The organism is Flavobacterium psychraerolatum (assembly GCF_025960985.1).
In the GTDB taxonomy this organism is placed as follows: Bacteria; Bacteroidota; Bacteroidia; order Flavobacteriales; family Flavobacteriaceae; genus Flavobacterium.
Map to the genome: position 1 here is coordinate 1 of NZ_JAOQMX010000042.1, position 12,873 is coordinate 12,873.

Consider the following 12,873-nt stretch of genomic DNA (forward strand, 5'->3'; position numbering starts at 1 on the left):
TTACGACCACATTATTCTAATTATATGCTGACACCAAATCAAATGCACGTACAGAATCAAATTAAAATGAGAACATATAAAACAAAAAACACTTGCAAAAACGTTCTTGCAAGTGTTTAATTAATTATTTTTATCCCAATAATCTGTATCGTTTATTTAGGACTAGACAGAATGTAATGAATAGCTTGGGTGCATCTTGATTTTTGCCTGCGACTTACTGTTGCGGGTACAGAATGCAAATCCGCGCTATCGTTGTCGAGATGACATATTCGAGCCAGATGCGTTTTACACTTATTTTTATTTCTCTAATTTTTTTACTATCTCTGAAATTTGACTTACAATTATATTAGTAAAAAATTCATTATCCTCAGTAGAGTGAAATATGGGATTAAAATCTCCATTCTTCATCATTTCAATTTCAGCTTTTAATATTTTCTCATCTAGAAAATTCAGATTAAGATTTAACCAGTTCGTTAATTCTGGAAAATTATTTGCTGCTAAATTTCCTCTTTTTTCTGCTGAATGTGTATCTAGACTTATTGTATAATCGTTGTTCATTGCCGAAGATATTGCCATATGTGCTATATGCATTAAGGAATGTCCCGAAAAAGTAACTGTATAGTCACATATTTCACCTCGCAATCCATACTTTTTTCTAATTTTTTTTGAATGCGACCAGTATCTCGTTTCTAATAAATTCAACCGGTCTTTATATACTTGAATAACTCCACTTTGAATTGATTCTTTAGTAACTTTTTTAAAATCTTCATATGTCGTTAATTGAATGTTTGTTTTTTCAGCAGATTCAATAGCTCCAGATTGAAAGCCATTTTCACTTATTATAAAACCTCTGTCTGCTCCAATATCTTCAACTATCGTCCTCAATCCTAAAACTTGTAATTTATTTACTTTACTTTTCCACTTTTTCACTTCTACGATCCACAATATATCATGGCCAAGAAACTTCGTTCTTACCAATACATCAATATCATGAGTTGTTCTTACACCACGAATACTGACGTTAGTTTCAGCAGTTGCGCCTAAAGACCTAAACTAGCTACAAATATCTTCTTGAAAATTATACCATTCTGGAGTTTCATTCATCTTTATTTTATAATATAGCTGCAAACTAGTCATCTACAAGTTTATGCGTTTTTACTTAAACCACAAAACTATGTTTAAATAAAATACCCAATAATTACCACAATCCCGCGTGACTGATAGGAGCTAGCTACCGAAGTAGCGCGGATAGCAGGACAGCAGTAGTCGAAGGGGCTTTATGAGCGCAAACTACGGTAAGCCCCTTTGACTACTGGTGGCACGCCCAAATAAAACTTACACTTTCAACTGCACCACATATCCCTCAGAACCTCGGACATTAAAAACGGTATTGTCTTCAAAAATGAGGTATTGTCCTTTGATTCCAGTTAGTTTTCCTTGGAAAGTGGGTGTTTTGTCTAGACTTAAACTTTTGACTTTGGTAGGATACTGCAAGACAGGGTAATCCATGCGGTACAAATCGTTTTTGTCTAGGACGAAGTATTCTCTAGCTTCGGCGGGGATTACCGATTCTAGTTTCATTCGCTCGGCAATCAAGTCGGCTGGCGGAACGTCGTTGGTTAACATTTTGCGCCAATTGGTTTTGTCGGCAAAATGATTTTTGAGGGCAACCTCGGTGATTCCGGCTAGATAGCGGTTGGGAACTTCGATGATAGAGATGGCTTCGTTGGCGCCTTGGTCAATCCATCGGGTGGGTACTTGCGTTTTACGGGTCACTCCTACTTTTACCTCGCTTGACAATGCCAAATAAACGATATGCGGTTGGAGCTGTACTTTTTGTTCGTAGTCCAAATCTCTATCGGCTATTCCCAAATGTGCGGTGCTAAGTTCGGGTCTCATAATCCAATCGCCCACGGCTGCACTGGAATAAAAGCAGTCGTAGCAGAAGCCTTGTCGAAATATTTTTTTCTTTTTGTTGCAGTTCAAACATTGGTATCCTATAAACTGAATTTCGATTTCTTGATTGAGAATCTGGTTCATATTGAGAAAACTATCTTCAAAAACCAAATAGTATTGTATCGGGTTTCCGTATTCGGTTTGCATTTTTGATAATACACCTTCGTATTGCATTCGATTATGGTTTAATATTGGACTATTTTTTCTATTTTTGGTAAAGTTATCATTCGTAACGCATAATTCATAATCCCAATTTTTAAAAATGCCGCTAACTATCATTAATTCATTTGCTTCGTGGGTTCTAAAACAACGCATCCATCAGATTGAACTTTTCTTAAAATACCCCAACGAGGTTCAAGAAGAGCTACTTATGAATTTAATTCAGTCGGCCAAATATACTGAACTGGGTAGGCAGCATGGATTTGATTCTATTTTGTCCTACTCTACTTTTTGCAACCGTGTTCCCATCAGTTGTTACGAGGAGATTCAGCCCATGATTGAGCGCACGCGCAACGGGGAACAAAATTTATTCTGGAACACGCACATCAAATGGTTTGCAAAATCAAGCGGAACTACCAATGCCAAGAGCAAATTTATCCCCGTGAGCAATGAGGCGCTAGGTGGTTGTCACTATAACGGGAGTAAGGATTTATTATGCATGTACTTGAATAATAATGAGAATTCGGAAATGTTTCTTGGCAAAAGCCTGCGTTTGGGAGGGAGCTCTCAAATTTATGAAAACAATAATAGTTACTTTGGTGATTTATCTGCAATATTGATTGAAAACATGCCTATTTGGGCAGAATTCAGTAGTACGCCTAACAGTAAAATTTCGCTAATGAGCCATTGGGAAACCAAGATAGCGGCTATTATCAATGAAACTAAAAATGAAAATGTTACTAGTTTTGCCGGTGTTCCTTCTTGGATGTTGGTTTTGATGAACAAAATGCTCGAAGAAACTGGCAGAGGTAATTTATTTGAAATCTGGCCTAATCTTGAAGTTTATTTTCATGGTGGAGTAAGTTTTGAGCCCTACCGTGAACAATACAAAAAAATTCTTCCGAAAAAAGATTTTAAATATTACGAAATATACAATGCCTCGGAAGGTTTTTTTGCCATTCAGGACCTCAATTACTCTGATGATTTGTTGTTGATGCTGGATTATGGCATTTTCTACGAATTTATTCCGATGGATGTTTTTGGTACCGAAAATCAAAAAGCCATTCGGTTGACTGATGTTGAATTGGACAAAAATTATGCAATTGTCATCACCACTAATTCCGGTTTGTGGCGTTATTTGATAGGCGATACGGTACGTTTTACTTCGTTGAGCCCCTTTAGAATTCGAGTGACGGGTCGTACCAAACACCACATTAATGTTTTTGGCGAAGAGCTCATGATCGAAAACACAGACAAAGCCCTTGCCGAAGCCTGCAAAGCGACTCATAGCGAAATAATCGATTATACAGTGGCTCCTATTTTCATGAAAGACAGAGAAAAAGGCGCTCACGAGTGGATGATAGAATTTAAAACACCACCGCAAGACATTGCTCAATTTAGAAACATATTAGACGAAAGCTTGCAAGGCATCAACTCTGATTATGAAGCCAAACGTCACAATAATATGACCTTGAATCCACTTATCATCAATGTGGCACGCAAAAATTTATTCTACGACTGGCTCAAAGATCGTGACAAACTGGGCGGACAACATAAAATTCCGCGTTTGTCCAACAGTCGAGATTATCTAGAACAATTGATCAATATGCAGGTAAAAGTTACGGCATGAGAATCATTATCTACCTTAGTTTGATGCTACTTATATTCAATTCATGTTCAAGCAAACACATTTGCGGAGGCAGAGGAGGCGCAAGAGCCGTAAGTACCGAAAAAGCACCTCTTGTTGACCTACAGAATAGTTAGGAGCAGCAGTACTCCCACTTTCAGGAATGATTGGTCCTGCTCTTCACTATATCTCTTATTCCACTATCGTTCCACAAGAGGATACCGTTGCGATCAGGGCTATGGAGGAAATTTTCTTTTTCATAATTACGATTGCTCTACAATACCATTTTTGTAATTGGTGGTTTCCATTAAGACCTACAAGGTCAAAAAGAGATCATGCAAAAGTTGTTACATCAAAAAAAACGGTAGCACTATTACAGCACTACCGTTTGTATACATTTTATTTTGATTTTAGATTTCGTCCATCATATCAATATGTCTGTCATGATAACCTAATAAATAAAGTACTCCGTCAAGTCCTAAACTAGAAATAGAAGTCTCTGCACTTTCTTTAACCGTTGGTTTTGCATGAAAAGCAATTCCCAATCCAGCTAAATTAATCATTGGTAAATCATTCGCTCCATCACCTACTGCAATAGTTTGGTTGATATTAATTCCTTCTTTGTCAGCAATGGCTTGAAGGTATTCCGCTTTCTTTTTACCATCTACTATTTCGCCCAAATAATTCCCCGTTAACTTACCATCTTTTATTTCCAATTGATTGGCGTGAACATAATCAATTCCCAGTTCTTTTTGTAAATATTCTCCAAAATAAGTAAATCCTCCAGAAAGGATGGCTGTTTTGTATCCGTAATATTTCAAGGCCTTCATTAAACGGTGTGCTCCTTTTGTGATTGGCAAATTGATGGCTACGTTATGTAATACCTCTTCGCTCAAACCTTCTAGCAACGCCATGCGCTGTTTGAAACTTTCGGTAAAATCGATTTCACCATTCATGGCTGATTCTGTGATAGCGCGTACTTGCTCACCCACTCCATTTAAATCTGCTAATTCATCAATCACTTCTGTTTGAATCAATGTTGAATCCATATCAAAACACACCAAACGGCGGTTTCTTCTATAAATAGTATCTTCTTGAAACGATATATCTACATCCAAAGCTCTGGAAGTTTCCATAAAACTGGATGTCATCAATTTTTTGTCGACAATAATTCCCGAAACGGATAACTGCACGCAAGAACGAGGATAATCCTCTTTATCAATAATAGAGGTTCTACCCGTTAATCTTTTGATTGAATCAATATTCAAATGCTGGTCTGACATGATTTTGGTTACTGCAGCGATTTGTTTTGCTGCCAAAGTTTCTCCCAAAATATTGATGATGTAACGTTGCTTTGATTGCGTTTTCACCCAACTCTCATAGTCTGCTATCGAAATTGGAATAAATTTCACTTTAATTCCCAATTCATATCCTTTAAACAACAAATCTTTTAAAACAGGAGCCGAGCAAGAACCTGCTTCGATTTCGAATAAAATTCCCAACGACAACGTATCGTGAATATCGGCTTGACCAATGTCCAAAATAATTGCATTGTAAGTCGCCAATACTGCGGTAAGTCCAGCGGTTACTCCTGGTTTGTCTTGACCAGAAACTTTTAATAAAATAATCTCTTTATCTTCTATTGCCATTTTGTGTATCTATTGATTTCGAATGGAACAAAAATCGGTAATCTTATGTTTATATAAAAGGATATTGCAGGATTTTTTTGAATAGAAAGTTTAAGTCATTAACCTATTAAAGAACTAACCCAATTAATTAAAACTCAACATTTAAACAAATAAAGCCCAAAAACGACTGTTTTTGAGCTTTATTTAAATATGATTTGAGCTTACACTCAATTATGAAGCAATTTCCAAACGTTTCAATAAATTTTTATTCAACGTTTCTTTTGCGTATTCTTTGTTAATCTCTAATGTTTTATCCTCAGAGCTTGGCAATTCGTACATGGCATCGGTCAAGATGGCTTCGCATAATGAACGTAGTCCACGAGCTCCCAATTTGTATTCTAATGCTTTGTCAACAATAAAATCTAGTGCTTCGTCTGTAATTGTGAATTCAACCTCATCCATCAAGAACAATTTTTGGTATTGTTTGATTAACGCATTTTTGGGCTCAGTTAATATAGAGCGCAAAGTGGCTCTATCCAACGGATCCATATGTGTTAACACTGGCAAACGACCAATGATCTCTGGAATCAATCCAAAATCTTTAATATCTTTTGGAATGATGTATTGCAATAAATTATCTTTATCAATATTATCAACATTTTTTGAAGTTGAGTACCCCACTGCTTGACGGTTCAAACGTTTCGAAATAATTCTTTCGATTCCGTCAAAAGCACCACCAGCGATAAACAAAATATCTTGTGTATTTACCTCAACAAACTTTTGGTCTGGATGTTTACGTCCTCCTTTTGGCGGTACGTTAACTACGGTTCCTTCAAGCAATTTCAATAAGGCTTGTTGCACTCCTTCACCAGAAACGTCACGGGTAATAGACGGGTTATCACTCTTACGAGCAATTTTATCTATTTCGTCAATAAAAACGATTCCGCGTTCTGCTTTGGCAACATCATAATCTGCTGCCTGAAGTAAACGTGTCAAAATACTTTCCACATCTTCCCCAACATAACCTGCTTCTGTCAATACGGTAGCATCTACGATTGCCAACGGAACATCTAACATTTTTGCGATAGTTTTAGCCACCAATGTTTTTCCTGTTCCAGTTTGTCCCACCATAATGATGTTACTTTTTTCAATCTCTACCTCATCGTCTTGTTGCTGTTGCATCAAACGCTTGTAGTGATTATATACTGCAACGGACATTACTTTTTTGGTTTGATCCTGTCCGATAACATATTGATCCAGAAAAGCTCTAATTTCTTTTGGCTTTTGCAAAATCAAATCCCCTACTGCATTCGTTCCTTTTCCAGATTTAATTTCCTCAAGTACAATTCCGTGTGCTTGCTCGATACATTTATCACAAATGTGTGCATCGATACCAGCAATTAGTAAATTGGTCTCAGGCTTCTTTCGTCCACAAAATGAACATTCTAATTTTTCTTTTGCCATTCTTTTTTTAAGTTTCAAAGCTTCTAAGTTGCAAAGTCACTAAGTTTTTCTTAGCTCCTTAAAAAACAACAACTTAATACTTTCTTATTTATTTAATAATTTACAAAATAACAAAGCAGCTAACTTAGAATCTTAGCTACTTTGTTACTCTGCAACTTAAAAAACTATCCTCTTCTCAATACTTCGTCGATCATTCCGTATTCTTTTGCTTCGTCAGCAATCATCCAGTAATCACGCTCACTATCATTGTGTACTTTTTCGAATGATTGTCCAGAATGTTGAGAAATGATTTTGTATAATTCATCTTTCAGTTTCAACATTTCACGTAAGTTGATTTCCATATCTGTAGCCACACCTTGCGCTCCTCCAGATGGTTGGTGAATCATTACTCTTGAATGTGGTAAAGCCGAACGTTTTCCTTCTGCTCCTGCACATAACAGTACTGCTCCCATAGAAGCCGCCATACCTGTACAGATTGTAGCTACGTCTGGTTTGATGTATTGCATCGTGTCATAAATTCCTAATCCTGCATATACGCTTCCTCCTGGAGAGTTCAAGTAAATTTGAATATCCTTTGAAGCATCTGCACTTTCTAAAAACAACAATTGTGCTTGTACAATATTTGCTATTTGATCGTCAATACCTGTTCCAAGAAATATAATTCTATCCATCATTAATCTAGAAAAAACATCCAATTGAGAAATATTCAATTGACGTTCTTCAATAATATAAGGAGTCATATTGGTAGGATTCATTGCTGCTATTATTTTATCATAATACATGGCGTTGACTCCTTGGTGCTTTGTAGCAAATTTTTTAAATTCTTTACCGTAATTCATATTTTATTATTTCAGGTTTAACTTTATATCTTAATTATTATTTTCACTGCAAAGGTCGTTCCGATTTACAGATAATGTCAATATGTCGTATATTTTTTAGCCCAGATGGAAGTGAAAAGCTTTTTGAAATGACTGACGATTTTTTGTAGGTAAAAAAAAGCGACCGGGGGAAGCTCTTTTTTTGCCGTACAAAAAAGGGAAGTAATGAAAAAACTTGTAACAAACAGCTGGAAAAGCTCCATAAAAATAAAAGAGCGCCAAAGAAAAACTTCTTATGACGCTCAAATATACTTATTTTTTATTATTTAGTTTTAGTAATAAAATCATAAAGTTATGATGTTTTGGAACTTTTATCAATTTTCTAAAATAAATTGACATGTAACCTTCACCTTCCAACCTTGATTTTTCTTACCTATAACTTCAAATTATTCTCCGTAAGACGCAGCAATAAATTCGTCGTAAGTTACTTCTTTGATTGTTGGTTTTGCTTTTTCTTTGAAAACCTCCAATAACTTCTCTGCAACTACTTGCTCAGAAAGTCTTTTTACTTCATCTTGGTTAGACAAAACTCTTGCAACGATTCCTTGAACTTCTTCGTCAGTTGGGTTTGTTTGACCAAATTGCGCCATTTGTTGACGGATATTTTTGGTTGTAAAAGTTTTCAAATCTTCAAAAGAAACTTTGATATCTGTTTGAGACATTGCTCTACCTTCGATCAATTGAAAACGCAATCCTTTTTCAGAACGCTCGTATTCAACTTCTGCTTCTTCTGGAGATAATTTTTTCTCTCCAACAGTTTGTAACCATTTTTTAAGGAAAGTTGCTGGCAAATCGAATTTTGTACTTTCGATTAAAAACTCAGTAACATCACCTAATAATTTTTGGTCTGCTTGTTGAGCAAATTGAGATTCAGCGTCCTCTTTGATCTTAGCTTTTAACTCGTCAAGAGAAGCTACAGTCCCTTCACCAAACAATTTATCAAACAATTCTTGGTTCAATTCTGCTGGCTCAGATGTAGTGATTTCTTCGATTGTGAAGTCAACATCAACCGCCAAATCATGTACGTTATCATGTGCTACTTTTAGGTAGTCCATCAATTGATGAGCATCTTCAAATAATCCACTAGTATTTACAGTAACTACGTCACCAACTTTTTTACCGATAAATTTATCAGCAGTTGCTTTGTCTTTGAAAGCAGACAATGCGATAGTGGTAGTATTTCCGATTCCTTCAGCTTCATTTGTAAAGACACCTTTCAAATCAACACCTTCTGTAACTGTTTCTTGAGGAATTGCAGTTCCAAATTGTTTTTGGATACGTTCCACTTGACCATCAATCAATTTATCGTCTGCAGAAACTACATATTTTACGATTTGATTTTCAGCTTCTAAGTCTAAAACGAAGTTTGGCACTAAACCAATTTCGAATTCAAAAGTCAATTCTTCTGCAGACCAATCAATTGCATCGTTTACAACTGGAAGTGGAGTCCCTAAAAGATTTAATCTTTCTGACTGAATAAAACGCTCAAGCGCTAAGTCAACCAGTTTTTTAATTTCTTCTTGTTTGATTTCTCTTCCGTATTGTTTTTCAACTAGTTCTTTAGGTACAGCCCCTTTTCTAAAACCTTTAACTTGCGCCAAAGGCATTTTTTCGTTGATTCTCTTAAGCACTTGACCTTTGTAATCCATGTGTACCACATTCATTACTATTGTTTCGCTTACATTATCTATTGCTACTCTTTTAATATCCATCTTCGTCTTTAATTTACATAATAAAATTGGGTGGCAAAATTATAAAATTTTTATAACCCAAACAAGCTTTTTTATTTATTGAGTTCCAATGGGTTTAACTTCCTTAATCTAGCACTGAGCTATCCCTATATATTAGCAGACACTCTCCTGTATCATCAGTATATCAACCCTACTAAAAATAACATCACATATATACAATTTCACTTATAGACTACCCAAATTCATATTAATATTTAATAATTAATTTGTTTCATTCTATAATAACCTTACTTTTATGCTGTTTTATTGTTTATTACAAACAGTTATCTATAGAATGCTATTACCCCACCATGAAACAACCTACCACCCCTACAAACGAAACTGAAAGATTAAAAGAGCTAGAGTCCTATAAAATAATAGGAGAGTTGGAAAATTCAGACTATGATTTTTTGACTAAAATGGCAGCTGAAATATGCGGTACCAAAATATCCTTAATCAGTTTAATTACTGAGGATAAACAATGGTTTTTATCTCACCATGGAATCGATTCAAAAGAAACATCCAAAGACATCTCTTTTTGTGCTCATGCCATAAATAATCCAAAAGAATTATTTATGATTGAAAATTCCAACAAAGACGATCGCTTTTTTGATAACCCCTTGGCAACAGGCGATTCGCAAGTGGTTTTTTATGCTGGAGTGCCATTAGTTACCAAGAAGGGATTTCCTTTGGGTACCTTGTGCGTTATTAATGACAAGCCTCATACACTAAATGAAAATCAAATAAATTCACTACGATTACTCTCTAACCAAGTGATGAAATTATTTGAGTTGCATAGAAAAACATTTACGTTAAAAAAACAAAATAGTAGTTTAAAAAAAATTACAGAATTATTCAAAGAAAGTCAAAAAATCAACCATGTTGGAACTTGGGAACTAGATTTGGATACAAACAAAACTACTTGGACAGATGAAGTATATGCAATTCACGAAGTTCCACTAGATTTTCACCACAATAAGACCAATGCTTTAGAATTTTACCATCCTGAGGACCAACATATCATTATCGAAGCCCTTGCAAATACAATTGAAACAGAAGAACCTTATGACGTTATTTGCCGTTTTATCACAGCCAAAAACACCCCAAAATGGGTAAGAGCATCAGGTAAGATATGGAAAGAAAAAAATGGAAAGAAAAAATTGATTGGTATTTTTCAAGACATTACTGAACAAAAAACTATAGAGGACAAATTACGAATCAGTGAAGAAGCTTTTAGGGGAAATTTTGAACATGGGGCAATCGGAATGGCATTGCTTGACGAAAATCGTGGATGGCTGAAGGTAAATAAAAAACTATGTGATATTCTTGGATACTCGGCAGAGGAGTTAATGCTACTATCGTTGGAACAGATTACACACCCAGATGATTCTGCATCTGATCTCTATTTACTGAAGGAATTAATACAAGAAAAACGCGATAATTATACCTTAGAAAAACGATATATACATAAAGATGGCCGATTAATTCATGCAATTTCGGCTGTTTCAACAGTAAAAAATAAAGATCATAAAATTCAATACTTTGTAGCTCAAATTGTTGATATCACCATTGCCAAAAATTTCGAAATACAATTAGCAAAAACTATATCTAACTCACAAGCAATACTAGATGCTAATACTCAAGTAGCCATCATAGGGACAGATCTTGATGGTAAAATTAATTTATTCAACAAAGGTGCAGAACAAATGTTGGGCTATACCGCTAACGAAGTAATTGGCAAGTACGAACCGAAAGCATTTCATAAGGAAGAAGAGCTCAAAGACTTTTATTCTGAAAAAACAAATGAAAGCGATAGCACTTTGGACGAAAAAGATCCTTTTTCAAAAAAAATAAAGATTGACCTCCATGAAACAAATGAATGGACCTATATAAAGAAAGATAAAACTACCTTAACAGTTCTCCTATCTGTAACTTCAATTATACATGAAGGCAACATTACAGGCTACCTGGGCGTAGCTGCCGATATTACTGAAACCAAAAATGCAGCGCGAGAAACTGCCGAATTACTCGAAATTGCACAATCGCAAAATGATCGACTCAAAAATTTTGCCTATATTGTCTCCCACAATCTACGCTCTCACTCGGGAGGAATATCATCATTGATAGAACTAATGGAGTCTGAATCACCTAGTTTTGCCAGAACGGAAATTTTTGAATATTTAAAAAAATCATCCGAAAATCTTTCTGAAACGATTAAACATTTAACAGAAGTTGTCCAAATCAATTTATCAGACAAAACAAAGCTAAAGTCAATCCCCTTAAAACTTGTTATTGATAATAATATTAATAGCTTGATGTTACAAGCAAAGAACGCCAATATAACCATTATCAATACCATTGAAGAGAATATAAATGTCTCTGCAATACCCGCTTATTTGGACAGTATCGTGATGAATTTTATTACCAATGCCATAAAATATTGTTCCCCTGAAAGAGATAGCTTTTTGGAAATCAAATCAGAAAAAAATAAAAATTATGTCATTTTAAAATTCATTGATAACGGACTTGGAATTAATTTGGAGAAACACGGGCCTAAATTATTTGGCATGTACAAGACTTTTCATAATCATTCTGACTCTCAAGGTATTGGTTTATTTATTAGCAAAAATCAAATTGAAGCTATGAATGGTAAGATTGAAGTCGAAAGCGAAACAAATGTAGGTACCACTTTTAAAATATATTTTGAATATGAAGAAGATTGATCAAGTTTGCATCATCGACGATGACCCGACCCACTTATTTATTACCAAGAAATACGTAGAACTTTCTGGTTTGGTGGAAAACATTATAGTCTACAAAAATGGAAAAGAAGCTTTTGATAAATTGCAAGCTATCTTCAGGGCATCGGAAAAATTACCCGAAATCATACTATTGGACCTCAACATGCCGATTTGGGATGGATGGCAGTTTCTTGAAGAATTTTTAAAAATACCGATTCAATCTAAGATACATATTTTTATTCTAACAAGTTCCGTTAATCTTGATGACAAAATTCAGGCAGATAAATTCAATATTAACGGCAAATATCTTGTCAAACCAATCACCTTTGGCGAAATAAAAACGATGTTATCTAAAATTTAACAAACTGATTTATGATTGATGTAAAAAATTAGTACTCGATTAGCATTTGTAATTTTACTGATTGTAAATCCGAAATAGTCTACTTCCTTTTACCAATTTCATTTCAAGATAAAATCTAACATAGACTATTGAAATTAGTTCTTTCAAATAGCAATATCTGTCTTTTTCAATCAGTAATCTCATTATATTCAGACTACAAACATTTATATTTAGATTAACAATGAAGTATCTGTTTTTGTAATACTAAACCATTATTTTTACTAGTAAATAAAACTTCAAAAGTGTTTCATTAAACTCGAAAAATAACATCTCAATTAATCCATTATAAT

Annotated in this window: 9 protein-coding genes; 3 read left to right on the plus strand and 6 right to left on the minus strand. The window is 34.8% G+C overall.

Annotation, left to right across the window (positions count from 1 at the left end):
- Positions 1-297: 297 nt before the first annotated feature.
- Both M2326_RS14050 and M2326_RS14055 read right to left on the minus strand, forming a co-directional pair.
- Positions 298-1,014, minus strand: coding sequence for a restriction endonuclease (locus M2326_RS14050; RefSeq protein WP_264620212.1), 717 nt, complete (start codon positions 1,012-1,014; stop codon positions 298-300).
- 321 nt (positions 1,015-1,335) lie between these two features.
- Complete coding sequence (locus M2326_RS14055) at positions 1,336-2,130, minus strand: DUF2797 domain-containing protein (RefSeq protein WP_264620180.1); 795 nt, start codon at positions 2,128-2,130, stop codon at positions 1,336-1,338.
- Between the two features lie 88 nt (positions 2,131-2,218).
- Here M2326_RS14055 and M2326_RS14060 point away from each other — a divergent pair, with 88 nt between their 5' ends.
- A complete protein-coding gene (locus M2326_RS14060; protein WP_264620181.1) occupies positions 2,219-3,745 on the plus strand; it encodes a GH3 auxin-responsive promoter family protein in 1,527 nt (508 codons plus the stop codon).
- A 407-nt stretch (positions 3,746-4,152) separates the two neighbouring features.
- Here the strand turns inward: M2326_RS14060 and serB are convergent, their stop codons facing one another.
- From serB to M2326_RS14080, 4 genes are all read right to left on the minus strand, one after another.
- Entirely contained in the window at positions 4,153-5,391 is a 1,239-nt protein-coding gene (gene serB / locus M2326_RS14065; RefSeq protein WP_264620182.1) for a phosphoserine phosphatase SerB, read from the minus strand.
- A 210-nt stretch (positions 5,392-5,601) separates the two neighbouring features.
- Entirely contained in the window at positions 5,602-6,834 is a 1,233-nt protein-coding gene (gene clpX, locus M2326_RS14070; RefSeq protein ID WP_264620183.1) for an ATP-dependent Clp protease ATP-binding subunit ClpX, read from the minus strand.
- Between the two features lie 164 nt (positions 6,835-6,998).
- Positions 6,999-7,673, minus strand: a complete 675-nt coding sequence (clpP, locus tag M2326_RS14075) for an ATP-dependent Clp endopeptidase proteolytic subunit ClpP (RefSeq protein WP_264620184.1) — start codon at positions 7,671-7,673, stop codon at positions 6,999-7,001.
- Positions 7,674-8,098: 425 nt separating this feature from the next.
- Positions 8,099-9,424, minus strand: coding sequence for a trigger factor (locus M2326_RS14080; RefSeq protein WP_264620185.1), 1,326 nt, complete (start codon positions 9,422-9,424; stop codon positions 8,099-8,101).
- 329 nt (positions 9,425-9,753) lie between these two features.
- On the opposite strand from M2326_RS14080, the gene M2326_RS14085 reads away from it, so the two are divergent.
- Positions 9,754-12,165: a GAF domain-containing sensor histidine kinase gene (locus tag M2326_RS14085; RefSeq protein WP_264620186.1), complete on the plus strand. Its 2,412-nt coding sequence runs from the start codon at positions 9,754-9,756 to the stop codon at positions 12,163-12,165.
- Complete coding sequence (locus M2326_RS14090) at positions 12,152-12,544, plus strand: response regulator (protein WP_264620187.1); 393 nt, start codon at positions 12,152-12,154, stop codon at positions 12,542-12,544. Before M2326_RS14085 ends, M2326_RS14090 begins: the two co-directional genes overlap by 14 nt.
- The last annotated feature ends 329 nt before the right edge of the window (positions 12,545-12,873 follow it).